Source organism: Mesorhizobium abyssinicae (assembly GCF_049887195.1).
Lineage (GTDB): Bacteria > Pseudomonadota > Alphaproteobacteria > Rhizobiales > Rhizobiaceae > Mesorhizobium > Mesorhizobium abyssinicae.
On the sequence record NZ_JARAKC010000017.1, the window covers coordinates 30,068 to 56,062 of the forward strand.

The following is a 25,995-nucleotide window of genomic DNA, read 5'->3' on the forward strand; positions in this document are numbered from 1 at the left end:
TGACTTAGGGAATTTTGTCGCTGGCGACTGCGTACTAGCTTGCTTTGGACGCCTCCTCATGGCTTGGACGGGGGCAACGTCAGCCGGCATGATGAATGTCTCCGCGCAAGGAATCCTTCAAGATTATTCGAACCTCACCGGATGGAACCCGCGAACTGGCGCTCCTGATCCGGGATTAACTATTCCGAAGGCGGCCAGCTACTGGACAACAACGGGGATTGCTGGTCGCAAATTACGATGGTTCAAAGTTGGCATGACCGCGCCTGTTGTCTTAACATATAAGGACTGCATCCAAGTTGCCATCGATAGGCTTGGCGGTGTGATAATTATGTTGGATCTACCGGATGCGGCCGTTGACGCTTGGCGGCTTGGCGATCCGTGGCTTGGATACATGGGCGCTGGCCTGCGTAGCAATAGTCATTGCGTCTTGGGTCTAGCGTATGACGATAACGTTTGTGATGTTATTACATGGGGAAGTGTACAGCGGACTGACTACACATTTCTCGGAAAAATACACAACGGAGTTTTGGGCTGCGACCGCAGATACGATGATAGATCCGCAGACAAACCTATCTCCTGATGGGGATGATCTCAAACGAATTGACGAAATCCTCGCTAGGTGGGCTTTTGCATATCTTGTCTAGCTCAAGCATGGCTCTAGTGAACCCCCGCGGTGCGCATTATCACCCGGTCTCCCCGAAGGCTGAAGCTAGTGAGATTACTGTGTCGTTAGTCGTCATCTGGAAGAACGATGTTCTTCGCCCTTGTGACGCTGGTTGCCCTACGAAAACGGTTCGGATTGTCCCTCAGGTACTCGGTCACAATCGTCCGAATTAGTTCTGCCTTGGTCTTGTGCGTTTGTGTCGATAGCCGCTCAAGCACTATGAATTGCTCGTCGTCAAACGATACGGAAATTCGGTTCTGAACAGCCATTATCCCATCACCGGATAAATACCTCACCGAACTCTGAGATGGCGAACGCCAGACCAAGCACGATTGCCATCTGTGCGGTATGGGATCCTCCTATAGGCAGCACCTTTCCAAGTCTCTTCGAGATAGCGCCAACGGCTGAGAGTAAGACAAGAATCGCTCCGGCGACCCGTATCACATCATACATTTTTTCGGTTCCAACAGTGGACTCAACGTAATCGCCATTGTTTCCGGAAACACTAAATAAACTGTTAACAGTGCACCACATTGCACGCTGCTCGCGTCGCCATACGCGCTTGGCCGCCCTCCAAAGGAATCCCAGTCATGACCAACAAACGCGCCTCGGCGCGATCGCGCAGCCGTGGGCACATCATTCATTGAAAAAGGGAACACAAATAAATGACTCTTCGCTACGTCCGCTCAGGTGCCGGTGGTGCCGCCAATGGCACCGATTGGGCCAACGCCTATCTGGCCCTTGCCGCCGCGCTAACCGCATCCGCCGCAGGCGACACGATCTATGTCTCGGAAGATCACGCGGCTTCAAGCGCCAGCAGGCTTATACATCGCCTGGCACCGCCGCTTCGCCAGTCAGGGTCGTATGCGTCAACCACTCCGGTTCGGTGCCGCCGGTCTCCGCCGATATCCGGACAACGGCTACGGAAGCCACGACGACCAGCAACTCGATGACGTTTGATGGGTCGTTCTGCGTCTACGACGGGATAACATTCACCTGTGGAAGCAGCTCCCTCAGCGCGAGCATGACGGTGCTCAACGCAACTGACAAGATTGTCAAATTCAGGAACTGCGCCCTTCGCCTCGGAACGTCGAGCGCCAGTGCGCAGATCGCTCTCGGGACCGCCAGCGCCGGCGGCGCCAGCGTCGAGTTGGAAAACACGACAGTCCAGTTTGGACACGCTTCGCAAAAAATCACCTGTTCGGCAGAAATATTATGGAGGGACACACCTTCCGCCGTAACCGGGGCAACAATACCAACCACGCTGTTCGTCGTGGCCGCGAGCACGCGTGGCGCTCACATCGAATGCCGTGGCGTTGATCTTAGCGCGCTCGGCTCTGGCAAGACGATTTTTACAAACAGCGCTGGTCAGATCGCGGCCCAGCTTGTGTTGATGGATTGCAAGATCGATTCGGCGGTGACGCTCAGCTCGCGGCCTGCGGCGAGAGGCGAAGGCGGCCTCGATTATGTAAGGGTCGATTCCGGCGGCACCAACTACAAGCACGGTCGTGTCCGCTATCAAGGCACGCAGACCGAGGAGACGACGATTGTACGCAGCCGCGGTGCCAGCGACGGCACCACGGTGATCGCCGAGAAGATTGTCACCACTGCCAATTGCTCCGAACACTTTCCGTTCAAAAGCCCTCCGATAGCCATCTGGAACGACACCACAGGGTCATCAGTCACCGCGACAATCGAGGCATCTGGGGCGGCGGCGCCGTGCCGCACAATAACGACATCTGGCTTGAGGTGGAATATCTAGGCAGTGGGTCGTCGCCGAATGCCAGCTTCGCCTACAACAGCAAGGCTGACATTCTCGCATCTAGCTCGGCGCTTTCGGCGGGCTCCGGGACATGGGGCGGAAGCACGACCAAGTTCAAATTGGCTGTTACGTTCACGCCACAGCAGAGGGGCTGGCTCTTTGCCTATGTAAATGCAGGGGCAGCTTCGTCAACCTTCTATATCGACCCGAAGATCACGCTGAGCTAAGGCGCAGCCACCAAATCATAAGCACGGCGGCTATCGAGACGTAGCCGTCGATGGCGAGGGCGAAACTGCGGACGGCTGCTAGGATCGCTCACCGGTCGAGCGGGTTGTGGAAATGGATAACAGGGGCTTCTCTCCAGCCGCTCGGCATCTGCAAAGATGCAAAGCTGCGCTCAACGTCGGCGGTATAGGCGCTGTCGTTGGCAAAGCGGTCCCAGAGGATCAAGCCAATAACCAGCGCGATCACGATCAAAGGCCATCGCATCGGAACCTCCCTCAAACCTCCTCGCAACAGGCATTATCTTCCTACTTCGTTCCGTTTACAAGCAGTCGCTAATATAGTGGCCGGCGCCTCTCTTTGGGGAGAATGCCTGAGGACGTGCGCCGGCCTGGCAGCTCCCCGAGGAGCCGCCGCATATGCAATTCGGCTAAACTACCTCGAAAGGCTATGGCGTGATCGCGTAGGCATCACCGGCTGGCCGGGTGAAATTCCTTCGCGGCGAGCATATTCTACGGCATGCGACAATGCAGGATTTTCAAGTGGAGGGAATCCAATGCGCATGATGTTCGTGACAGCAGCGTTTCTGATGGTCTCACATTCGGCATTCGCCCAACAGCAAGTCGCTCCAGAGCAGTCGCGATGGCTGGGAGCCCCTGGAGCAACGGTTCGCGCAGGCGAGGGCGCCATGTTGTGCACGCCCTCGTTTGTATCGGAGACCGGCAAGGCGTCAGCATCCGGTTGTGTCTTCGAGCAAAAATTCTTCAACACAGGCGCCGTCCATGAAGGCAGCAATGAGTGCCAACCAGACGGCACTTGGGCGGCGATTTCAAAGCCAGACCAGAAGTGATCGCAAAAGCCCTTGGCAAGCGACCTTGCCCATAGCGAAGCCTACGCCGTCGCTTACTTGTCAGGCCGGCTCGATGGGGGCGGCACCTTCGATGGCAGTTGGGGTGCCTCTCTGAGGCGGGCGCTCGGCGACGATGGCCGCTGGAGAAGCAACGGTGAGAAGTAGCCTACGACCAAGGCGACGGTCGCGATTAGAACAATCAGCGCGGGCCGTCTTCGCTTTGGTTCTTCCGGAACGGGTGGCTCCACAGGAGGAGGCGTGGGCTCCGGCGCACGGGTCGGCAATTCGATCTTTTGAGGCGGCGACCACGGGCCGGTCTTAGGCTCCCCACGACCGCGCTCCTTATTCTTTCGCCAACGATCAGCGTCGTCGGCACCGATATACAATTGCATCGCCCTGTTTCTCCCGCGATGCGAGAGTATGGCCGTCACGTTGCCGTGTCCATTACGGCATGGGGCTAGCCGGAACGGCGCCGCACGGCGTCACGGCTAACCGTTATCCCAAGATTCCGGCCGCTGACGGTGACGGTGCTTTCGTCGACCCGCGTCACTACCCCGACAAGCTCGACTTTCTGCCCGCTGCTCACGTTTGGCGACCGGTCTACGATCGAATGCGGCTGGTGGTAGGAAGGGATCAACACGGCGACCCAATCCTCAGTCATGCGCTTGCGCACGGTCGCTTTGATCGCGACCTCGTCGCCGACTTTGATGCTGCCCTTCGCCATGTCGATACAACTCCGACACGGCAAATAGGTTCGAAAGTGATTGCTAATGTATGGTTGCAGGATGTCAGGAGAACTGACGGATCAACTCGTAACTGGCCGTGGCCGTTGACGCCATTGCATGACCTGCAAAAAGGCCGCCGCGGCTGCGTCGCATTGATGGCGAGATGGGCCATTGGAGTGCAAGATGAGTTCGGCCATGCGTCTTGGAATGCCGTGCTTCGCTGCAAAAAAATCGACCTCATACGGAAACTGGTCCGAGTCCGGGTCGCTGCTATTGAATTGCTTACCCACATGATCCTCCGCCGGTGCCTGGGATCACATAGAACCAAGTCGGCTTTCATTGGTTTCGGCCGGCGCCGTGGATTTCGTCAATGTGATGGTGCCCGGCGGCATTGGGACTGAATTAAGCCAAAACTCATGCTTGGACCGTGCTAAGCAGAGATGCCTTCACGTCAAACCATAGTAGAGTTCGCCATACTCGCCACGTTGATCGTGGCAACAGCATGGATCGGGCTACACGACTGGTCATAGGCTACCCAGTAGGGGAGCTAGCCAGAGTGCGCGGTGCCCCCGCGTAGTTTAAGCGAGCCGGGCGCTCGAAACAAAAGCTAGATTCAGCGGTTTCTCTTCATTGGAGGACCGTTATGTGCCCGGCAATCGACAATGGGGAGGAGCGGAAAGGCCAGCTAAAACTGTTGGCGGAGCGACTGACGAGAGAAACTGGCATCGGGGAGGAAGAGGCCAAGCAGCTGATCGAGCTGGTTGGCACAGATTGGAATTCGCTGCTTCGCGAGGCTAGGTTCCTGAAAGGTCGACACTAGAGGGTTGCCGGCCGAACACTAGCGGATCCGCTGAATGCGGCCCTTGTCGAGACGAAACACACCGTTCTGACCGCCTGGCTTCTCAGACCTCCACCGGCCGTTTTCCTCATTACGGGCCGGGAAATCCCCGATTCGCAATGTGGCCCGTCCCCTTCTCGGGTGCGGGCCATTTTTTGTCGTTACATTCCGCTCGCCGATTCCTGAAGACGGCGTATAGTCCCCAAGTCGCCCCCTGCCACCAGATCGCCAATGCCGATTTTTCCCGTCGCCATGCAGGCGATTCTGGGGCGAGCGCGAGTTTAATCAAGATGTTGCTAATATATGGGGAACAAAGGATCGCCACCCTCGTTGGAAATGCTGGCCGGATGCCTTGTGTCCCAACCCCGCATCCGGCCAATGCCTTGAGAAGCCAAGCCCGCTGCTGTCCCCTCGGCAGCGGGTTTCGCATTAGCGCAACAGACTGTAGGCGCACATGCCGGCCATCAGAAGGCAGGCCGCCATGCCTACCGAGGCGTAGACGGCGCTGATGTAAGCGGGACGAAGGGCATAACACCCAATAGAGAGAAGAACCGGCGGCCGACGTATACTTTTGCTGGGGCGCATTGGGGTACTTGAAAACGTCGGCCGCCGGCCTCGGCGGGGGTGCGTCACGAATGACGCAGAGTCAGTTTTGGGTGTGTTTAGATCACCCTCAATCAGATTGCCGGCTTATGGTGAACAAGCGGTTACTATCTGCAGTTCGTGCAGCGGAAGCGCTAAGCGGCAACTATGCCCGCGCCTTTCGCTTCGCCGCCGCCTTCTTCGTAGGCTTCGCACCGGGCTTCCGCCCGAGCCCGGCCGCCTTCGCCAAGGCCGACCGTTGGGCAGCGTAGCTCGGCGCCACCATCGGGTAGCTTGCGTCGAGACCCCACTTCTCGCGATACTCATGGGGCGTCAGTCCATAGTGGACGTTCAGATGCCGCTTCAGCGATTTGAACTTCTTCCCGTCCTCAAGGCAGATGATGTAGTCGGGAAACACTGACCGCCTAGGATTGACCGCCGGCTCCTGCTTCGGAGGTTCGGCCGCGGTAGGCTGGCGCACGCCAGTTAGCGAAGAATGTATCGACGCGATGAGGTCCGGCAGGCCGGCCGCGGGGATAGGATTGTTGCTCACATAGGCGGAAACAATATCCGCAGTAAGACTGACTATTTCGTGGTCTTCGGCTTGGTCGATCAATTTTCAAACTCCTATGCTCAACAACGTTCGTAATGAAGAACGTGGACGAGCACAAGAAGCTCAGCCCGCCAACACGCGGCCCACAGCAACTCCTACGCCGATCGCAACACCTGTCGCGAGGCTCTCGGCCAGGCGGATCATCAACGCTGCGTAGCGGGCGCGAACGGGGCCCTGTGCAAGGATCCGAGCGAGTTCATTGAAAGTCTGTTCCATCGTTGCCACTCATTGCTGACGACGCCGATAGATTCCACAGAACAACGTTGGTGTCCAGTGGAGAAGTGCTTAGGCGAAAGCGCCTACTTGTACTTGACTATATATGCGAAAACGCCTTTAGGCTCGAGCTGTGAGCTGCAAAGCCTGGTATATGAGGAGTATATGGGTTAGCTCGCCGAGATCGGGCGGGCGGGGTTCGGAAGGCCGGTCGGCGACGCTTCGCCAACCAGGCGCGCCGTGAATTTGATAGCAGCGGCGCGCCTCCTACTCCGCCGCACCCTTGGGCAGGAAACCCTTGGCCTCGAGATCGGCGATTAGGAGAATCTCGACGTAGGAGGCGACGTTCGGCGATCGCTTTTGGCAGCGCGCTCAAGTGCGTCTTTGACTACCGGTACTACCACCCAAGGAGTCGCAACGATGACTGAGAGCGCCAATCTGTACCGCCCGAACGAACGCCCCCCTGGCCGCAGGCTTCAATGCTGCGGGTGTTTGGGAGATTCGCTGGCGTGATCACAAGGGTAGCGAGCGGGTCGAAACCTACGACATAATGTGGCGGAAGCCTGAGGGCGGCGGCTACCTGAGGGCGGCCTAAAGCTGGAGAGATACCCGTCTCAACAATACATATCTCGGCGCCGGGCATTCAGAGTAGGAGAAGCGCGTGGCCAGAGCAGCGAATGATAACCGACCGCAGTGGGCATCTGTTCGCTTCGTAACTGGCATGGGGAAACCATGCTGGTACAGCGCGGTGCGCTTGGCCTCGAACTCGGCGGGCGTTAGGTGCAGCCGGCGAGCGGCCTTTTCAGGCGGAATAAGACGAGGCTCGACAACGGTCGAATTATATGTCTCCGGCCTCGACTACACCCTCCATGACGACGCGCCTATGTTTCGCACACAAGGCTTTGCGCCGGGCGAAAAGGCGGTAGGCCGCGCGTTGCCGTGCCGTACCAGAAAAATTCGCTTGTTGATGATTTCGCCGAAGTTCGCAGGCTCGTGTTCGGGTCGGATGAGCGGCGGCGGCTGATGGACATGCGGCGAGCTGGCGCCGTCGAGGCCAATGCTGGTGGTGCGTCTGTCGAGTCGATTGCAGCCAAGATGGGCAACAGCATTGACCAAAACAAGACGCTTCAGAAGACCTATATGCCCGTCAACCTCGCGGCTGTTCGCGCCGCCGATGAGTCCCGTCGCATAGGGAGACGGAAACTTGGCTCGGAACAGAACGAGTTCAAAAAGTTGAAACTCGCTGGAGAAAAAAGTTGAAACTGAAAAATCAAAACACCGCTAAGTGTTTGATCTAAATGGCGCGAGTGACGAGGCTCGAACCCGCGACCTCCGGCCTCACAGACCGGGCTGGAACTGTCGCATCTGAGCAGCTGAAGAGCGCAGCATTAATCGGACGTTGACGGGTTCGGCGCAATCTCTGCGGGATCGATGCAGCGATCTGCCGAATTCTGCTCCGGTCGGGTTGGCTTACGAATGTGCGTGCTGTCGCAGGAATGAGCGGATCATTTCGTAACGCACCGCCGGATGTCGGGGCGATCTTCTTGTTCGTGAGCGAACCATGTCGCGTCTGGTGATGGTTCTTCACCCCATGCAACGCCTGCTGTCGCATGCGCTTGCCAAGATCGTCGCCGTTGCGGCCCTGTATTACCTGACCGGACAACTGGGGCTGCTTCTGGCCGTGCCGCCCGGCTACGCGACGATCATCTGGCCGGCATCCGGCATCGCGGTCGGGGCATTGCTTGCCTATGGGCGCTCACTTTGGCCGGGGATCTTCATCGGATCGCTGGTGCTCAACGCCGTGATCGGCGGCGGCTATTCGGCTGAAACCGGGTGGGCGCTCGACAAACTGGCTGTAGCGGCCGCGATTGCCGGCGGCTCGACCGTGCAGGCCCTGGTCGCCCGCTGGCTGGTCAGCCGGGCGGTCGGGATACCGATCGATCTCAGAGGCATCCGCGATATCATGGCGCTGTTCCTCGCAGCCGCTCCGATCAGCTGTATCGTCGCCCCCTCAGTCGGTGTGGCTTCGCTCTATGTCGCCGGAGTCGTTCCGTACGCCGGCGTGGCACACAACTGGCTGACATGGTGGAGTGGCGACGTCCTCGGCATCGTCATCTTCTTGCCGATCGTGCTCGTTGCCCCCGGCGCCAAGCGCCGGCTTACGTGGCGTGGCGCGCCGCTCGGCGCACTGCCGGTTGCCGCGATACTGCTGCTGCTTTTGCCTCTCGGGCTGACGTTCTACGGCTGGAAGGCAAGCAACCAGTTCATTTACGACCGCAACAGCGCGATCTTCGCCTCGATGGCGATCGAGAACGAGCAGGCGCTGATGCACCGCCTGGCGTCCTACGACCAGGCCCTGGTTGGGGGCGTCGGCTTCTTCGAAGGGTCGAGCTACGTCAGCGCCGAGGAATGGCGCTCCTATGTCGAGGTCCTCGACCTCAAGCGCAGCATGCCCGGCGTCAACGGCATCGGCTACATCGAAAACGTTCCGGTGGAAAAGGTAGCGGACTTCCTTCTGCGGGCTCAAATGACGCAGCCCCAGTTCACCATCCATCCCGCTGTTCCCGGCGGACCTCGCTTTGTCATCACCTATATCGAGCCGCTGGCACCGAACCGCCCGGCCCTCGGACTGAACATCGCGTTCGAGAGCAATCGTCTGGAAGGGGCGACGCTCTCCCGAGACACCGGCCAGCCGGCCATCACCAAGCGCATCGTGCTGGTGCAGGACCAGACGAAGAGCAACGGCTTCATCCTGCTCCATCCCATGTATCGCAAGAACGTGCCGCTCAATTCGGTCGACGAGCGTCGCGCCGCCCTGACCGGTTGGATCTATGCCCCGTTCGTCGCGCAGAAATTCATGAGCGGGCTGACCACAAGCGAAGACCGCTCGCTGGCGTTGCACGTCTATGACGGCGACAGCGAGGACGCCGAAGCATTGATCTACCACAGCAGCGAGCCCGACGAGACTGCGTCCGCGCCTGCGTTTTCGATACGAAAGCAGGTCGACGTGATGCAGCAGCGCTGGACGCTGTCTTGGCACAGCACGCCCGCGTTCGAGCACAGCGTCGCCAGCCAGGAGCCGCTGCTCGTGCTTTGCAGCGGCATCGTCTTCACTGCGCTGTTCGGCGCCTTGCTGTTCCTGTTCGCACGCCGTGCCGAAACCGTCAAAGTACTGGTTGATCGCAAGACAAGCGAACTGGCCGAGCGTGAAGCGCTCTACCGGCTCCTGGCGGAAAACAGCTCGGACATGATCAGCCGCGTCGCCTTCGACGGGACACGGCTCTACACCTCGCCTGCCTGCATGCGGCTTCTCGGCTACACGCCGGAGGAGCTTCAGAACTCGAACGCATTTTCCGACGTTCACCCGAAGCAGCGGTCCCGCCTCCAGGCCGAGTACGCAAAGCTGGCACGAGGCGAAATAGGCGAATCGAAAGGCGTGTTCACGCTGCACCGCAAGGACGATGACTGGGTGCAGGCGGAGATCACTCTGCAGCTGGTGCGCGACAAAGCGGGAACTCCCACCGAGCTGGTCGTTACAGAGCGCGATGTCACGCTTCAGCAGGAAAGAGCGGAAGAGCTCAAGCTTGCCAAGGCGGAAGCAGAGATCGCCAAGACGAATGCCGAGCAGGCGAGCGAAGCCAAGACGGCCTTCCTCGCCACGATGAGCCATGAAATCCGCACCCCGCTCAACGGCGTGATCGGCTATGGCGATCTTCTGCTTTCCTCGAAGGAACTGTCCGAGCAGAACAGACGCTACGCCGAGCGCATCGGGACGTCGGCCGCGGCGCTGCTTACCGTCGTCAACGATATTCTCGACTTCTCCAGAATCGAAGCCGGTCAGATCGAAATCGACGCTCATCCGTTCACGCTCGGCGCCTTGATCGACAATACGCTCTCGATCGTCAACGGCATCGCCGCACGCAAGGGTCTGGCAATGGTGCGGCGGATCGACCCGACCTTGCCGCCGCACCTGGTCGGTGATCAGGACCGGCTGAGGCAGGTGCTGCTCAACCTTCTGAACAATGCCGTGAAATTCACCGCCACGGGAAGCGTGACCCTGGCCGTCGACCGCATCGGCGATGCCGGCGCCGGCTCTATCGGGCTGCGCTTTGCCGTCCGCGACACCGGCATCGGCATTCCGGCCGAACAGCAGGACCGTCTGTTCCAGCGCTTCTCGCAGGTTGACGGATCGGTCCGTCGTGAATTTGGCGGCAGCGGTCTCGGACTGGCGATCTCGAAGCGCCTTGTCGAACTGATGGGGGGACGGATAGGCGTTGAGAGCACCGCCGGGGAGGGTTCACTGTTCTGGTTCGAAGTCGCACTTCCCGAGGCCGCCGCGGACGCCGAACCTTCACGGTTTGCCCAGGCGATGAACGAGACGACGGCACCGGCCCGGATACTGCTGGTCGAGGACATGGAGATCAACCGCGACATAGCTTGTGCGGTGCTTCGGGCTCACGGCCATGAGGTCGATGTCGCGGTTGACGGCACGGAAGCAGTCGCAGCCGTGCAGAACCGGAGCTACGATGTCGTGCTGATGGACGTTCAGATGCCAGTCATGGATGGGCTGACCGCAACCCGGCATATCCGGGAGCTGAATTCCCCGGTCCGGGACATCCCGATTGTCGCGTTGACCGCCAATGTGCTGCCGTTCCAGCTCTCCGAGTTGTGGGCCGCCGGCATGACCGATCACGTCGGAAAGCCTTTCAAGCAGCCCGAATTGCTGGCGGCGATCGTCCGCAACACCGGCGGCAGACCTAACCGAGGCGCCGACGAACCGGGTGCGACCGCCGATCGGGACGGCGTCTTCAATGCCGACGTCTTCGGAAACCTGGCAAAAGTGCTCGGCAAGAACAGGGTGAACCAGCTGCTCGACAAGCTGGCCGACGTGCTCAGAACCCGGCTCGTGTCGATCGCGCCTGACGCCATCGAGCGGGACGTCGTCCAGAGAGATGCCCATTCGCTGGTCTCGTCATCGGGCATGCTCGGCTTCGAAACACTGTCCGATCTGTGCCGCGACATTGAGACGTGCTGCATCGATGGCGCCGACCTGACGCCCGCCCTGCAACGCTACGAACGCGCGCGTGACGCAGTCCTGAGCAAGATCGAGGCGCTCAAATCCGCTGCCTGACAGGCTGGTCCTCGGACCATACCCCGTCGGCCATTCGTGCGGACCTTCATCGCGGAGCCCGTTCGGCGCAGCCGGGCTCAGATCACCGCTTCTTCCAGGAAAGGTTCGTTGCGCGGAATGCGCTCGTAGCAGAAGTGCGACAGGTCGAGCGTCTGGAAGGCGCCGTGGACGATGAGCTCCGACACCGCCCGGCCGACGGCCGGCGACTGCTGCAGGCCGTGTCCAGAGAAGCCGTTGGCGAACATGAAGTTCCTCACCTCCGGGTGGAAGCCGACGATGCCGTTGTGGTCGAGCATGTTGTATTCGTAGTGACCGGTCCAGTTGGTCTGGACCTTCAGCGCGTCGAAAGCCGGAATGCGGTGCCACAGCGCCGGCCAGATATGGTCGTCGAACTCCTCGAAGTGCATTTCGAAGTCGTCGTAGTCGGCCGGTCCGTCGCCCTGCGGCGTGTTGCCGGTGAGGAAGAGTTCGCCTTCCGGACGCACGAAAGTGCCCGAGAGGTCAATGACGTTGGGCATTCGGCCGGGGATCGGATTGGCGCTGGCGAAGACGAAGCTGTAGCGTTTGTAGGGCGCCACCGGGATCGACAGGCCGGCCATCGCCGCGACCTGCTGCGCGCGCGGGCCGGCGGCGTTGACCAGGGTTCCACAGGCGACCGTCTGGCCGGTCGCGAGGCGGACTGAAACAACCCGCCCATCGGCGAGATCCAGTCCGGTCGCGGCGTTGTCGATGTATTCGACGCCGCTGGCGCGAGCGGCGCGGCGGAAGCCGTTCATCATGCCCATGGAATCGAACCAGCCCTCTTCCCGCGAGCCCCAGGATCCGCCGCCGAGATCCTCTACATTGAGCCAGGGGAAACGCTCCTTCAGCGGACCCGGCTCGAGGAAGACGGTGTGGGCGCCAAGGCTGCGCTGCAGCTCGACGCGCTCGCGCGCCGCGTCCACGCCCTCGGGCGAGCAGCAGTAGAGATAGCCATGCTCGCGAAAGCCGAGGTCGGGCGCCGGCTCGTCCTTGTAGAAGGGCGCCATGCGCTCCTGGAAGTCGCGGATGATCTCGATGCCGAACTGGCTGATCTTGACGTTGATCGGATTGGAATATTGCTGGCGGATGGCGCTGGTGGAAAGCGCGGTCGAGGAGAACTCGTAGCTCGAGTCGCGCTCGACCACGAGGATCGAGGCGCCGCTGCCCAGCGCCTGGGTCAGCCAGTAGGCCGTCGACGAACCGATGACCGCGCCGCCGACGATGACAATGTCGTAGGCCGAGCGCGACGGGGCCTTGTAGGGAGGGATCGCCATGATTTTTCCTACTGCCTGAAGGAAGCGATCAGGGCATCGGAACCCCGTGCCAGCAAGCCAAGGTCCGACCCGACAGCCACCATGGTGAAGCCGTCGGCAAGATAGCGGTCGGCATCGGCCTTGGCCGGCGCCAGGATGCCGCTGGCCTTGCCCGCCGACGCTGCCGCCTTGCGCACCGAGGCGATCGCTTCCTGCACATGGGGGGCGTTGGGATTGCCCATCGCGCCCATATTGGTCGAGAGGTCGCCGGGACCGACGAAGAGAACGTCGACGCCGTCGACCGCGGCAATCGCGGCGGCATTGGCGACGCCGGATTCATCCTCGATCTGCACGGCAAGAAGCTGCTGGACGCGCGCATCGGCATGATAGCCGGCGATGCGGCCGAAGGCATTGGCGCGATGGCCGACGGAGAAGCCGCGGATGCCGCCCGGCGCGTAGGTCATCGCGGCAACGATGGCGCGGGCCTGCGCGGCCGTGCGCACGTTGGGGATCATCAGGCTGCGCGCGCCGATGTCCATTGCCTGCTTGATCAGGTTGGCGTCGTCGGAGGGCAGCCGCACCACCGCCTCGCTGTCGAAGCCGCCTATCACCTGCAGCTGCGCCATGATGCTGCGCAGATCGTTTGGGCTGTGCTCGCCGTCGATCAGGACCCAGCCGGTTCCGGAGCCGGCGACGATCTCGGTGGTGAGGGCCGAAGCCAGCGAGCACCAGATGCCGATATGAGCCCGGCCGGCCGTTACGGCTGCCTTCAGCGAATTGACGCGCTCTTGCATTTTGCGATCGTCTCCAGGATTGAAATTTGTATGATGTCCTATATCATATGGCTAACTTTGGCTGCAAGAGCAGTTCGCGCTGGTCCGCAAGGGAGTTGAAAATGAAGATCGGTTTCATTGGACTTGGCGTCATGGGCGCGCCAATGGCGCGCCATCTCGCCGACGCCGGGCATGAGATCGCCACCGTGCTCAACCGCTCGCCTCTGCCGAAGGACCTCAACGCATCGGTCGTGGCCTCCGCGGCCGAAGTGGCGCGGATGTCCGAGATCATCGTGACTATGCTCCCTGACACGCCTGACGTGGAACGCGTGCTGCTTGGGCGAGACGGCGTGCTGGACGGACTCGCGGCCGGCAAGCTTGTGATCGACATGAGCTCGATCAGCCCGATCGCCACGGCGGACTTCGCGGCACAGATCAGGCAGGCAGGTGCAGGCTATCTCGATGCGCCGGTCTCGGGCGGCGAGGTCGGCGCCAAGGCGGCGAGCCTCACCATCATGGTCGGCGGGCCGGCCGCCGAGTTCGAGCGGGCGCTGCCGATCCTTCAGAAGCTTGGCAAGAACATCACCCTGATCGGCGAAAAGAACGGCGCCGGCCAGACCTGCAAGATCGCCAACCAGATCATCGTCGCGCTCAACATCGAGGCGGTCGCCGAAGCGCTGGTCTTTGCCAGCAAGGCCGGGTGCGATCCCGCCAGGGTGCGCAGCGCGCTGATGGGCGGATTCGCCTCGTCGCGCGTGCTCGAAGTGCATGGCGAGCGCATGATCGCGCGGACGTTTGCGCCGGGCTTCCGCATCCGGCTGCACCAGAAGGACCTCAATCTGGCGCTGGAAAGTGCGCGCGCGCTTGGCGTGGCGCTGCCGAACACGGCGGCGGCGCAGCAACTGATGAACGCCTGTTCGGCCCGAGCAGGCGGCGCGGAGGCCGACCACTCGTCCCTCGTCCAGGCGCTCGAGAACCTCAGCGCCCATGAACTGTCAACCGGAAAGGAATGAACCGATGCGCGGTACCGGCAAGGCCGATGTCTTCGTGATGCTGGCCCATCCTGTGGGGCATGCGAAGAGCCCCGGCATGTTCAACGAGATCTTCGAGCAGAAGGGGCTCGACAGCCTGATGGTGCCGCTGAGCTGTCGCCCGGAGGATTTCGACACGTTCTGGGCCGGCATCACGGCGGCCGAGAACATCCGCGGCGTGATCATCTCGGTGCCGTACAAGGTCCCGGTCTACCACAAATGTGCGGCCGCCCACGATCGCGCCGCGCGGGTGCAGAGCGCCAACTCGGTACGCAGGCAGGCGGACGGCACCTGGTACGCCGACAATTTCGACGGCGTCGGCTTCATCGATGGGCTGAAGGCCGGCGGGCACCAGATCGCCGGCCGGCGCATCCTGCAGGTCGGCGCTGGCGGCGCCGGGGCGTCGCTGACTTACTGTCTGGCGGAGGAAGGCGCGGCGGAGATCCGGCTGGCCGACATCGACAGGGATCGCGCCGCGAACCTTGCAGCGCTGGTCGGCAAGAGCTTCCCCAACTGCCGAATCGAAGTCGGCCAGCCCGATCCGTCCGGCATGGACATGGCGATCAACGCGACGCCTTCAGGGCTGAAGGCCAGCGATCCGCTGCCGCTCGACGTGAGCAGGCTGACGCCGGAGATGACGGTGGTCGACATCATCATGGAGCCGGCCGAGACAGCGCTGCTCAAGGCGGCGAAAGAGATCGGATGCCGCATCCAGCCCGGACGCCCGATGATGGATTTCCAAGTCGAAGCCATGGCCGAATTCTTCGACATCGAGCGCAAGGATCGCCACCATGGCTGAGGCTTTGACAGCCGTCATCATCGGCGGCACTTCCGGCATTGGGCGAGCGATCGCCCTGCGCTTCGCCGAGGACGGTTATCAGGTAGTCGTCGCCGGCAGGGACTTCGAACGAGGCAAGGAGACGGCTCTCGCCTGCGAGAGCGGGGGTGCGCCGCGCGCTCTGTTCGTCCAGACCGATGTCGGCGATCCCTCCTCGGTCGAGGCGCTGGCACAAGCCGTCGTGAAACCGTTCAGCACGCCGCATGTCGTCGTCAACTGCGCCGGCATCCTGCAGAGCGGCAAGCACGTGCTCGACCAAGACCTGGACGAAGACGAGAAAATGTGGCGGATCAACTACCGCGGCACGCTGCTCGGCTGCCAGGTGTTCGGCCGGCTGATGTCGGCGGCCGGGCGCGGCGCCATCCTCAACGTCGGCTCGCTCGCCTCCTTCGCGCCGCTGTCGCTGCCGGCCTACGCGCCGGGAAAACACGCCGTTCTGGCGCTGACGCAGATCCTGGCGGCCGAGCTTGGGCCGAACGGGGTTCGGGTGAACGCCGTGGCCCCGGGCTACACGCTGTCGGACGGGCTGAAGGCAAAAATCGCCAAGGGTGAGCGCAACCCCGAAGCCATACAGGCGACCACAGCGCTGCGCCGCTTCGTCGAGCCGCGCGACGTCGCCGAGGCCGCGCTGTTCCTCTGCTCCGAGCGCGCCGCGTCGATCACCGGCGTCACCCTGCCCGTCGACGCCGGCTGGCTCGTTCAGGCGCCCTACGCGCAATATCTGCAAGGCAACCCGATCCGGCAAACGCCGGCAATCTGACAAGGACAATCCAGTGGGCGATATCCAGCGCTTCGACTTCGACACCCGCATCCACCACGGTGTCATCCACAACGGCACGCTCTATCTCACCGGCCAGGTCGCCCAACCCGGCCAGTCCGCGGCCGACCAGATGCGCGAGGTGCTCGGCAAGATCGATGCGCTGCTTGCCAAGGCCGGCACCGACAAGAGCCGCATCCTGCACGTCCAGATGTGGCTGGACGATGTGCGCGATTTCGACGAGGTCAACACGGTCTGGGACGCCTGGATGCCGAAGGAGCATGCGCCGGCGCGCTCTTCCGGCGAGGGACGGATGGCCAGGCCCGGCATGCTGGTCGAGCTGATCGTGACCGCGGCGGTTTGAATGGTCTTGCCGGTTCGGGCATCATCCCGAATCTGGCGGGAGGGATATTGATGACGAAGCGCAAGCCGCTTTCCACCGTGGTGGCGGAGAGCCTGTCTGAAAAGATCCGTTCCGGACGGCTGCTGCCTGGCGCGCAACTGCCGACCGAGGCGGAGCTGTGCGCCGAATACGACGTCAGCCGCACCGTGGTGCGGGAGGCGGTGGCGCGGCTGCGCTCCGAAGGCATGGTGGTGCCGCAGCAGGGACGCGGCATGTTCGTCAGCGAAACGCCGGCGCCGCGCAATTTCTCGATCCCGGACGAGGCGTTGAGGACCTTGCCGGAAACCATCGCCCTGCTGGAACTCAGGCTGAGTGTCGAGGTGGAGTCCGCCGGGCTCTGCGCCGAACGGCGGAGCGACGCCGAGGCGGGCGCGATCCGGGCCGTGATGGAACAGGTCGACGCCCAGCAGGCGGATCCGGCCGTCGTCCAGATCCACTACGACTATGATTTCCACCTGGCGATCGCCAAGGCCGCGCGCAATGAATTCATCCACGGCTTCCTGGCCTATCTCCGGCCGATGATCGTGCCGCGCTTCCAACTCGGCTACGTGGTCGAGCCCGAACTCAAGGACAGCTACTACGCGCGCATCCACAATGAGCACAAGGCTATCGTCGATGCCATCGAACGACAGGACGGCCGCGCAGCCCGCCAGGCCATGCGCAAGCACCTGCACAACAGTCTCGGTCGGGTGCGCGCGCTCGCCCGGGCCTCGGGCGTCGAGGCGACGGACGCCGAGCAGAAGGCGGCCGCGGCCTCGCTGTTCACCGAAATGAACAAGCCCATGCCGACGGCCGGATAGGGCCCCGCCGTCAACGCGCCGCGCATTCGCCGAGCACGGCCGGGCGGGCGTTCGCGAAAGCCATGTTTTTGCTCGATCGGCGATCGAAAGCCCAGCTTCACGCGGTGAAAGCTTTACTTTGCTTGGGTTTGCGGGTTTCGCGGCCGCGCAAGCGCATTGGAATATTCCAGCCGCCAAAAAGGCCTTCGAAAGTTTATCTTTCCTTTTTGCTGGTTTTCTTGGTTTCGCGGCAGCGGTCGAAGCCGCACACTGAAAGCCAGGCAATCGGGGAAAGCCCACGTGACGACAGCCTTCATCACAGGTGCGACGAGCGGCATAGGGCGAGCCATCGCGGTCGCGTTGAGCGACGCGGGTTACGACGTCTATGCCGTCGGGCGCAGCCAGGCCGCGCTCAAGGAGTTGCAGGCCGAACGGCCCGGCATCGTGCCGATCGCCGTCGACGTCACCGACCGCGAAGCGCTGGAATCGGTCGTGGCCGACCTCACCATCGACGTGCTGATCAACAATGCCGGGATCATGCCGCCGCTCGGCAATTTCGCCGACATGAAGATCGCTGACATCGACACCGCGCTCGAGGTGAATGTCAGCGCGGCAATCCTGCTCACTCGCCTCATCGTGCCGCAAATGCGCGAGCGGCAATCGGGGCACATTCTGTTCACCGGGTCTTCCGCCGGCCATGCGGCTTTTCCCAACGTCGCCGTCTATTCGGCCACCAAGGCAGCGATCGCCGGCTTCGCCGCCGCGTTGCGCGCCGACCTCTCCCAGTACGGCATCCGCGTGACCGAGATCGTGCCCGGTCGCGTAGAGACGCAGCTCTACAAGGACATACTCGACGCCGAGGCCCGGGCCGCCATGTACGCCGGGAACGTCGCCGTTCAGCCGGACGACGTGGCGAGCATGGTCGTCACCCTGCTCGGCCTGCCCGCTTGGGCCGACGTAACCCGCTTCGACATCATGCCGACCCGGCCGACCAGCCCAAGCGGCAGCAAGCAAGGAAAATAGGATGAAAGACCTTTCCGTTCTCATCGTTGGTGGCGGCGCCGGCCTCGGCGCGCTTTTGGCACGGATGGCCGTAGAAGCCGGGGCGGCAAAGATCGGCATCATCGACATCAACCAGGAGGCGGCTGAGGCCGCGCTGGAGCCGGCAAAGGCCAAGGGCCTGCCGACCGCGGCGGCGACCGGCGACATCCAGATCGGGCCTCAGTCCCACGCGGCGTTCGATGCCATAGTCTCGAAGCTCGGGCGCGTCGACACGCTGATCAACTGCGCCGCGATCTATCCGCGCCGCCCGCTCCTCGAGATCACCGACGCCGAGTGGGATGCCTCCAACGGCATCAACATCAAGGGCACCTACCACATGATGGTGGCGGCCGTGCGCCACATGCAGTCGCAGGAACCGAAAGCCCAGGTACGCGGGCGGATCGTGAACCTGACCTCGGTCGACGCCTTCAAGGCGCATCCGCAGAACGCCCATTACGCGGCAACGAAGGCTGCCGTCGTCAGCCTGACGCGGTCCTTCGCCCATCACGCCGCCAAGGACGGGATCCTGGTGAATTCGGTGGCGCCGGCCGGCATGGCGACGGAGAAGGCGAAAGCCCTCGGCTTCCTCGAGGAACTGGCCAAGGCAAGCCCGCTCGGCCGCGGCGCCGAGCCCACCGAGATCGCCGAGTGGGTGCTGATGACGGGCGGCCCCAAGAATACCTACATGACCGGAGAAAACGTAATCGTTTCAGGCGGTTATATCTACGCATGAGGTGACATTCCGCAGCCGGCGGCAGCGGAAATACGGGCAGTGCATGATCGACGGAGTCTCAAGCAAGAGGAGGCGGAACTACGATGACCGGCAAGCTTCGCCTTCCCTCGCTCAATGCGCTCAGGGTCTTCCATGCCGTCGCGCAGCACAAGAGCTTCAGGCAAGCGGCCGACGAACTGCTGGTGACGCCGCAGGCGGTCGGCCAGCAGATCAAGCTGCTTGAAGACACGCTCCAGGTGACGCTGTTCGAGCGCAAGGGCCGGTCGATCGAATTGACCGAGTCGGCGATCCTGCTCTCGCACTACGTCAAGGCCGGCTTCGACGAGTTCTCGGAAGGCGTCCGCCGCGTCACCAAGTCGACCTACCGCGACCGCATCAACCTCAATGCGAGCCCGTATTTCGCCACCCACTATCTGCTGCCCAGGCTTTCGCTGTTCCGCGAGATCCTGCCCGGCGCCGACCTGCGCCTGACGACGATGGTCGACCTGCCGGATTTCGGGCGCGACGACATCGATATGACGGTGCAGTGGGGTTACGGCAGCTGGCCCGACTACGACACGACGCTGCTGGTGCCGGATCCGAAGATCATCTGCTGCACGCCGGCGATCGGCGAGAAGATCAAGTCGGCGCACGACCTGACGAAGTTCACGCTGCTCGACACCGTCAAGTCGAAGCGCCTGTGGCCGGACATATTGCGGCACCTGGGGGTGGAGCTGACAGATGGCGACCGCAGCATCAGCTTCGACGACGCGGCAACCATGCGCCGCGCGACCCTGCAAGGCATCGGCGTTGGCCTGGTTTCCGTCATCGACGCCGAGGAGGATTTCCGGTCTGGCGCGCTGGTCGCGCCGATCGGCCGCGACGCCATTGCCGATATGCGGCCGGAGGAGGTGCCCGGCTTCTACCTGGTCGTTCCGCGCGGGCATCTGCGTGTGAAGGCGGTAGCCGCGCTGCACCGGTGGCTGGCCCAGCAGGATTGGCGGAGCGACCTCAAGATTTCCTTGCCGAAACCGACCCCGCTTTCCGACTAGGAGGCGGCTTCGCGACCGAGTTCCGAACGCTGTTTCGGGCTCCAACAAAAACAAGAAACGGAACAACCTCAACAGTGGAGACAACAACATGAAAGTGATGCAATGGGGGGCTGCGGCCCTGGCCGTTGGCCTGGTTCATTTCGCTGCGCCGGCCGAGGCCGCTGGCGGCAAGACGCTCGAAACCGTCAAGGCGCGCGGCGTGCTCAACTGCACCGGCCATGACGGCTCCTATCTCGGCTTTGCCGAGGTGGACGACAAGGGCAACTGGAAGGGCATGGACATCGATCTCTGCAGGGCGGTGGCCACGGCCGTGTTCGGTGATCCGGCGAAGCTGAAGATCGTGCCGATCAGCTGGGCCCAGCGCTGGCCCTCCCTTCAGTCGGGCGACGTCGATATCGTCGTCAAGGCTTCGGGCGGCACGCTGAGCCGCGATACTGAACTGGGGCTTCAGTTCTCGATGTCATACTATCTCGGCACGACCAAGGTGATGGCGCACAAGGAGCTCAACCTGAAATCGCTCAAGGATGCACAGGGCGGCACGATCTGCATCCCCGCCGGCACGACCATCGAACAACAGGTTGCTGCCTACAGCCAGAAGATCGGCATCAAGCTCGAGCCGGTCGTCATCGAAAAGACGGAAGAACTCGAGCAGGCATACTTCTCGGGCCGCTGCGACATGTACGCCCAATGGGGGCCGGTGCTTGCAATCGCGCGCGTCGCCAAGGGCAAGGTCGACGAGCATGTGATCCTGCCCGACGTGATCGCGGTCGAGCCGGAGGTCATGATCGTGCGGCAGGGCGACGACAACTGGGTCGACGTCGCCAACTGGACGCTCACCGCCCTGCTCTTCGCCGAGCAGGAGGGCATCACCTCGAAGAATGTTGATGAGATCAAGGCCAAGCCCACGTCACCGGCAGTCGCCAAGTTCCTCGGCGCGGCGCCGGGCATGGGCAAGGGTCTCGGGCTTCCCGACGACTGGGCCTACAACGTGATCAAGAAGGTCGGAAACTACGCGGAGATCTTCGATCGCGATCTCGGCAAGGATTCGCCCTACAAGATGGATCGTGACCTGACCAACCTGTGGAACAATGGCGGCGTCCTGTTCCCGCTGGTGATCGATTGATCCCCTTGGTGATCGACTGACCGTTCCTTACGCGTCCCGCTGTGAGTTCCGCCCGGCCTTGCCGGGCGGGGCCGGCGGCAATCCGGGAGATTGGCATATGGTCAGCCTGCTGAGGAATCAGAAGGTCCGCAACGCATTGCTGCAGGTTCTCTATGTCGGGTCGCTTGCAGCACTTGTGCTTTCCTGCGCGATGATCGCCAGGCGCAACCTGGCAGAGCAAGGCATCACCTCCGGCTTCGACTTCCTGTACAAGTCGACGGGCTGGGACGTGAACTTCTCGCTCCTGCCCGCCACCGCCAACGATCCCTATTGGTGGTTCTTCCTTATCGGCATCGTCAACACCCTGTTCCTGGGCAGCGTCGGGCTGGTCCTGGCGACGATTGTCGGAACGATCGTCGGTCTGGCGCGAACTTCCTCGAACGAACTGGCGCGGCTGCTTGGACGCACCTATGTCGACATTTTCCGCAACATCCCGCTGATCCTTCAGGTCTTCTTCTGGTACGCGCTGATCACCCATCTGCCGACACCGCGCGCCGCGCATGAGGCGTGGGGCTTTCTGCTCACCAGCCGCGGCCTCTATATGCCGATCCCGAATGTCGGCGGCCTGGCAATGGCGCTGGCTATGCTGGCCGTGATCGGCGCCATCGCGCTGCCTGTCTGGCTGGGCCGGACGTCACGGCTGAGCCAGCCGGTCGGCGAGCGTTCCGCCGTCCAGCTTGGCGGTGCCGCCGCGGCGCTGTCCTGCGTCGTTCTCATCCTGATGATCGGCCGTCTGCCCGATGCGCCGCTGCTCGATTTCCCCGCCCTGCACGGCCTCAACCTGAAGGGCGGCCTGCGCATTCCGCCGGAGTTTTCCGCACTCGCGGTCGCCATTGCCATCTATGGCGGCTCCTACATCGCCGAGATCGTGCGCGGCGGCTTCAAGGCCGTCGGCAAGGGCCAGGTGGAGGCAGCCCTTTCGCTGGGCCTCAGTCCCTGGCGGGTGTTCACGCTGGTCAAGCTGCCGCTGGCGCTGCGCGCCATGCTGCCGATCCTCGCCAACCAGTATGTCTGGCTGATCAAGGCGACGACGATGGGCATCGCAATCGGCTTCACCGATTTCTTCATGATCGTGTCGCTGACCATCAACCACTCCGGCCAGACCCTGGAATCGATCGGCATCCTGATGGCAGGCTTCCTGACCATCAACCTTAGCCTCGCCGCCGTGTTCAACCGCATCAACAAGGCTATTGCCCTCAAGGGCAATCAACTGAGGGGATGAGAGATGGAAATGGTCGTTCTCGCTCCGCCTGCTCCAGGGACGCTCGAGGATCTGAGGCGGCGCTTTTTCGCGACGCCGCTTCAGGCCCTGTTGTCGCTGATCTCCCTGACAGTCATGGTCTTCCTTGCCTGGAAGTTGCTCAATTGGGCGATCTTCTCGGCCGTCTTCACGACGAGCGGCGGGCCTGAGGCCTGCCAGGCAGCGGCAGGAGCCTGCTGGTCGGTGATCGCGGCCAGGTGGCGCATCATCCTGTTCGGCCTCTATCCCTTCGAGGAGCAATGGCGTTCGGCGCTGGCCTGCGTCACCGTGGTGGTGATGACGGTGCTGAGCTGCATTCCGGCCTTCTGGACCGGACGCCGGATCGCGCTGGTCTGGGGAGCCGGGACGGCCCTCTATTACGTGCTGATGAAAGGCGGCGTGCTCGGCCTGCCCTATGTCGGCGAGGAAGCCTGGGGCGGCCTGGCGCTCACCCTGTTCATCTTCGTGACCACCTGCCTGATCGGCTTTCCGCTGGCGATCTGCCTGGCCCTGCTGCGGCGGTCTGAGCTGCCGTGGATATCGCGGACCACTGGCCTCATCATCGACTCGGTCCGCTCGCTGCCGCTGATCTCGATCCTGTTCACCTTCGCCATCGTCCTGCCGTTCGCGCTGCCGCAGTGGCTGGCAGGCGACAAGCTGTACCGGGTGATCATCGGCTCCGCCCTGTTCTTCTCCGCCTACCAGGCGGAGATCGTCAGAGGCGGCATGCAGGGCGTTCCAAAAGGGCAGGAGGAAGCCGCCATGGCGCTCGGCATGAGCTATTGGCAGCGCATCGGCCGCATCCTCTTGCCGCAGGCCATGCGCAACGCGCTGCCGGCAACGATCAACCAGTTCGTGGTCGCGTTCAAGGAGACCTCGCTGGTGGTCATCGTCGGCTTCTTCGAGATCCTGGCCTCCGGCAACGCCGCCTACGGAACCGGCGAATGGCGCTTCGCCTATGTCGAAGTCTACGCCTTCATCGCCTTCATCTACTTCGTCTTCGTTTTCAGCCTGTCCCGCTACGGCGCGTTTCTCGAGCGCCGCATGTCGGTCGGCGAACGCTAAGGAGGTCCGCATGACGATAGGCAGTTCGGGCGAGCCCGGCGGACCCGCGGTCCGCATCGAAAGCCTCGACAAATACTATGGCGCCTTTCACGCGCTGCGGAACGTCAACCTGTCCGTCGAACGAGGCGAGAGGATCGTCGTCTGTGGTCCCTCCGGTTCCGGCAAATCCACCATGATCCGTTGTATCAACCGGCTCGAGCAGCACAATGGCGGCCGCATCACCGTGCTCGGCACCGAACTCAACGACGATGTCGGCAACATCGACGAGATCAGGCGCGAGGTCGGCATGGTGTTCCAGCACTTCAACCTGTTTCCGCACATGACGGTGCTGGAGAACTGCATGCTTGCGCCGATGATCGTGCGCAAGCAGCCGCGCGCGGAAGTAGAGGCAACCGCTAGGCGCTATCTGGAGAAGGTTCGCATCCCCGAGCAGGCGATGAAGTTTCCCGGCCAGCTCTCCGGCGGCCAGCAGCAGCGGGTGGCGATCGCGCGCGCCCTTTGCATGCAGCCGCAGATCATGCTGTTCGACGAGCCGACCTCGGCCCTCGATCCGGAAATGATTTCCGAGGTGCTGGACGTCATGGTCACGCTCGCCTCGGAAGGCATGACGATGATCTGCGTCACCCACGAGATGGGCTTCGCGCGTCGCGTCGCCAACCGGGTGATCTTCATGGACGGCGGCGAGATCGTCGAAGAGGCACCGCCGGAGGAGTTCTTCACCGCCTCCCGCAACGAGCGCACGCGGCAGTTCCTGTCGCAGGTGCTGGGTCATTGAACGACATTCTGGAAGATGCCACGTTCCCGAGCAGCACGCCGCACAGCTATCTTCCGGATATTTCAATGACTGATCCCGTTCTCGAATTGCGCGCGATTCTCGGACCGAAAGGCTGGCTTTCAGGCATCGACGCCGAGCCTTACCAGCGCGATTGGCTCAACCGGTATGGCGTCGCCCCCCTGGGCGTCGCCAGGCCGGCCAACACCGCGGAAGTGGCCGCGGTCGTCAAGCTGTGCCGGGAGGCCGGTCTGGCGGTGGTGCCGCAAGGCGGCAACACCGGGCTTTGCGGCGGCGCCGTCACGGAGCAGCCGAACGCGGTGATCGTCTCGCTGTCGCGCATGGCGGCGATCGGCAAACCGGATCTCGACAGCGGCTCGATCGTCGTCGAGGCGGGCGTCGTGCTCGCGGCGCTGCACGAGGCGCTGGAGCCGCACGGCCTGATGTTTCCGATGCATCTCGGCGCCGAAGGCAGCGCCAGGATCGGCGGCCTGATCGGCACCAATGCCGGCGGCAGCCACGCCTTCCGATACGGCATGATGCAAGACCTCGTGCTCGGCCTCGAAGTCGTGACAGCTGACGGCGCGGTGTGGGACGGGCTGCGCGCGGTGCAGAAGGACAATGCCGGCTACCAGCTGCGCAAGCTCTACTGCGGCGCGGAAGGCACGCTCGGCATCGTGACGCGCGCGGTGCTCAGGCTGTACCCCACGCCAAGGCAGCAGGCGGGCGCGCTTCTGGTGATGCCCGACTTTGCCGCCGCGGTTGCGTTTGGCGCCTTCCTGCGCGGCGAGGCGGGGGAATTCCTGACCGGCCTTGAATTCTTCTGCGACCTCGGCCTTGAACTCGCTCTCAAGCATGTGCCCGATCTCGCCTACCAGTTGGAAACCAGGGGCGATGTCTATCTGCTCGTCGAGCTGGCTTCGGGCTCGGCGCGCGTTCCCCTCGACGACATTCTGGCTTCAGCACTGGAATGGGGCATGGAGCAGGGCCTTGTGCTGGACGGCGCGCTGGCGACATCGGGCGCGCATCGGGCCCAGTTCTGGCGACTGCGCGAGGAGCAGCCGGAGGGGCAGCGGCTGGAGGGCGAGCAGCTCAAGCACGACATCTCGGTGCCGCCGGGAGCGATCGCCCGTTTCATCGAGGCCGGTGCCAAGGCCTGCAACGAGATTCTGCCCGGTGTGCGCATCAATCCGTTCGGGCACCTCGGCGACGGCAACATCCACTACAATCTGACCCCGCCGGTAGGCTGCGCCGATTTCGACGGCAAGGCCGGGCAGTTCGCCGAGGCGCTGTCGGCGCTCGCCACGGAAATGGGCGGCAGCTTCGCGGCCGAGCACGGGCTTGGCCGCGCCAAGATCGCCATGGCCGACAGCAATCGCGGCGCGGTGGAGCGGGAAATCATGGCGCGGCTGAAGGGCGCGCTCGATCCGCAGGGCACGATGAACCCCGGTGTTCTGGTGCGTTCGACACTGTAAAGAAAAACTTTCGAATGGACC

General features: G+C 62.6%; 23 protein-coding genes. 17 read left to right on the plus strand and 6 right to left on the minus strand.

All coding sequences use genetic code 11. The annotated features are described in order from the left end of the window. Nucleotides 1–1,688: 1,688 nt before the first annotated feature. On the plus strand, nt 1,689–2,426 hold the full coding sequence (locus PU724_RS26310) for a hypothetical protein (protein WP_354424426.1): 738 nt from the start codon (nt 1,689–1,691) through the stop codon (nt 2,424–2,426). 315 nt (nt 2,427–2,741) lie between these two features. Here PU724_RS26310 and PU724_RS26315 read toward each other — a convergent pair whose 3' ends face one another. Further along, nucleotides 2,742–2,915 carry a hypothetical protein gene (locus PU724_RS26315; RefSeq protein WP_354424428.1) on the minus strand — a complete coding sequence of 58 codons (174 nt, stop codon included), beginning with the start codon at nt 2,913–2,915 and terminating at the stop codon, nt 2,742–2,744. A gap of 289 nt (nt 2,916–3,204) precedes the next feature. Between PU724_RS26315 and PU724_RS26320 the strand changes: the two genes are divergently transcribed. Continuing rightward, the gene (locus PU724_RS26320) at nt 3,205–3,498 is read left to right on the plus strand and encodes a hypothetical protein (RefSeq protein ID WP_354424430.1); all 294 of its coding nucleotides are present in this window, start codon (nt 3,205–3,207) and stop codon (nt 3,496–3,498) included. Between the two features lie 457 nt (nt 3,499–3,955). Here the strand turns inward: PU724_RS26320 and PU724_RS26325 are convergent, their stop codons facing one another. The 3 genes from PU724_RS26325 to PU724_RS26335 all read right to left on the minus strand — a co-directional run bounded on the left by PU724_RS26325 (nt 3,956) and on the right by PU724_RS26335 (nt 6,472). Continuing rightward, the gene (locus tag PU724_RS26325) at nt 3,956–4,222 is read right to left on the minus strand and encodes a hypothetical protein (RefSeq protein ID WP_354424432.1); all 267 of its coding nucleotides are present in this window, start codon (nt 4,220–4,222) and stop codon (nt 3,956–3,958) included. A 1,587-nt stretch (nt 4,223–5,809) separates the two neighbouring features. After that, nucleotides 5,810–6,256, minus strand: a complete 447-nt coding sequence (locus PU724_RS26330) for a Ros/MucR family transcriptional regulator (RefSeq protein WP_354424503.1) — start codon at nt 6,254–6,256, stop codon at nt 5,810–5,812. A gap of 63 nt (nt 6,257–6,319) precedes the next feature. Continuing rightward, complete coding sequence (locus PU724_RS26335; protein ID WP_426213670.1) at nt 6,320–6,472, minus strand: hypothetical protein; 153 nt, start codon at nt 6,470–6,472, stop codon at nt 6,320–6,322. Nucleotides 6,473–7,408: 936 nt separating this feature from the next. Here PU724_RS26335 and PU724_RS26340 point away from each other — a divergent pair. Both PU724_RS26340 and PU724_RS26345 read left to right on the plus strand, forming a co-directional pair. Beyond that, entirely contained in the window at nt 7,409–7,729 is a 321-nt protein-coding gene (locus tag PU724_RS26340; protein ID WP_354424433.1) for a hypothetical protein, read from the plus strand. A gap of 301 nt (nt 7,730–8,030) precedes the next feature. Continuing rightward, nucleotides 8,031–11,600 (plus strand): CHASE domain-containing protein, encoded by a 3,570-nt coding sequence (locus PU724_RS26345; RefSeq protein ID WP_354424434.1) that lies wholly within the window; start codon nt 8,031–8,033, stop codon nt 11,598–11,600. Nucleotides 11,601–11,677: 77 nt separating this feature from the next. Here PU724_RS26345 and PU724_RS26350 read toward each other — a convergent pair whose 3' ends face one another. Beyond that, nucleotides 11,678–12,895 (minus strand): NAD(P)/FAD-dependent oxidoreductase, encoded by a 1,218-nt coding sequence (locus tag PU724_RS26350; protein WP_354424436.1) that lies wholly within the window; start codon nt 12,893–12,895, stop codon nt 11,678–11,680. 8 nt (nt 12,896–12,903) lie between these two features. Then, complete coding sequence (locus tag PU724_RS26355; protein WP_292101428.1) at nt 12,904–13,668, minus strand: HpcH/HpaI aldolase family protein; 765 nt, start codon at nt 13,666–13,668, stop codon at nt 12,904–12,906. Nucleotides 13,669–13,769: 101 nt separating this feature from the next. Between PU724_RS26355 and PU724_RS26360 the strand changes: the two genes are divergently transcribed. From PU724_RS26360 to PU724_RS26420, 13 genes are all read left to right on the plus strand, one after another. Then, nucleotides 13,770–14,660, plus strand: a complete 891-nt coding sequence (locus tag PU724_RS26360) for a 2-hydroxy-3-oxopropionate reductase (RefSeq protein ID WP_354424438.1) — start codon at nt 13,770–13,772, stop codon at nt 14,658–14,660. A 4-nt stretch (nt 14,661–14,664) separates the two neighbouring features. Further along, nucleotides 14,665–15,477, plus strand: a complete 813-nt coding sequence (locus PU724_RS26365) for a shikimate dehydrogenase family protein (RefSeq protein WP_354424440.1) — start codon at nt 14,665–14,667, stop codon at nt 15,475–15,477. After that, the gene (locus tag PU724_RS26370) at nt 15,470–16,276 is read left to right on the plus strand and encodes an SDR family NAD(P)-dependent oxidoreductase (RefSeq protein ID WP_354424442.1); all 807 of its coding nucleotides are present in this window, start codon (nt 15,470–15,472) and stop codon (nt 16,274–16,276) included. Before PU724_RS26365 ends, PU724_RS26370 begins: the two co-directional genes overlap by 8 nt. A 13-nt stretch (nt 16,277–16,289) precedes the next feature. After that, a complete protein-coding gene (locus PU724_RS26375; RefSeq protein WP_292101418.1) occupies nt 16,290–16,637 on the plus strand; it encodes a RidA family protein in 348 nt (115 codons plus the stop codon). Between the two features lie 50 nt (nt 16,638–16,687). Then, the gene (locus tag PU724_RS26380) at nt 16,688–17,476 is read left to right on the plus strand and encodes a FadR/GntR family transcriptional regulator (RefSeq protein ID WP_187331365.1); all 789 of its coding nucleotides are present in this window, start codon (nt 16,688–16,690) and stop codon (nt 17,474–17,476) included. A 279-nt stretch (nt 17,477–17,755) separates the two neighbouring features. Further along, nucleotides 17,756–18,478 carry an SDR family oxidoreductase gene (locus PU724_RS26385; protein ID WP_292101415.1) on the plus strand — a complete coding sequence of 241 codons (723 nt, stop codon included), beginning with the start codon at nt 17,756–17,758 and terminating at the stop codon, nt 18,476–18,478. A 1-nt stretch (nt 18,479) separates the two neighbouring features. After that, complete coding sequence (locus PU724_RS26390) at nt 18,480–19,229, plus strand: SDR family NAD(P)-dependent oxidoreductase (RefSeq protein ID WP_354424445.1); 750 nt, start codon at nt 18,480–18,482, stop codon at nt 19,227–19,229. Between the two features lie 83 nt (nt 19,230–19,312). Further along, on the plus strand, nt 19,313–20,260 hold the full coding sequence (locus PU724_RS26395) for a LysR substrate-binding domain-containing protein (RefSeq protein ID WP_292350381.1): 948 nt from the start codon (nt 19,313–19,315) through the stop codon (nt 20,258–20,260). Between the two features lie 88 nt (nt 20,261–20,348). Continuing rightward, nucleotides 20,349–21,383: an amino acid ABC transporter substrate-binding protein gene (locus PU724_RS26400; protein WP_320321905.1), complete on the plus strand. Its 1,035-nt coding sequence runs from the start codon at nt 20,349–20,351 to the stop codon at nt 21,381–21,383. Nucleotides 21,384–21,480: 97 nt separating this feature from the next. Beyond that, the gene (locus tag PU724_RS26405; RefSeq protein WP_354424447.1) at nt 21,481–22,644 is read left to right on the plus strand and encodes an amino acid ABC transporter permease; all 1,164 of its coding nucleotides are present in this window, start codon (nt 21,481–21,483) and stop codon (nt 22,642–22,644) included. Between the two features lie 3 nt (nt 22,645–22,647). Then, entirely contained in the window at nt 22,648–23,727 is a 1,080-nt protein-coding gene (locus PU724_RS26410) for an amino acid ABC transporter permease (protein ID WP_127282880.1), read from the plus strand. 10 nt (nt 23,728–23,737) lie between these two features. Then, nucleotides 23,738–24,502 (plus strand): amino acid ABC transporter ATP-binding protein, encoded by a 765-nt coding sequence (locus PU724_RS26415; protein WP_354424450.1) that lies wholly within the window; start codon nt 23,738–23,740, stop codon nt 24,500–24,502. Nucleotides 24,503–24,567: 65 nt separating this feature from the next. After that, nucleotides 24,568–25,974: an FAD-binding oxidoreductase gene (locus PU724_RS26420; RefSeq protein ID WP_354424452.1), complete on the plus strand. Its 1,407-nt coding sequence runs from the start codon at nt 24,568–24,570 to the stop codon at nt 25,972–25,974. Nucleotides 25,975–25,995 lie beyond the last annotated feature (21 nt).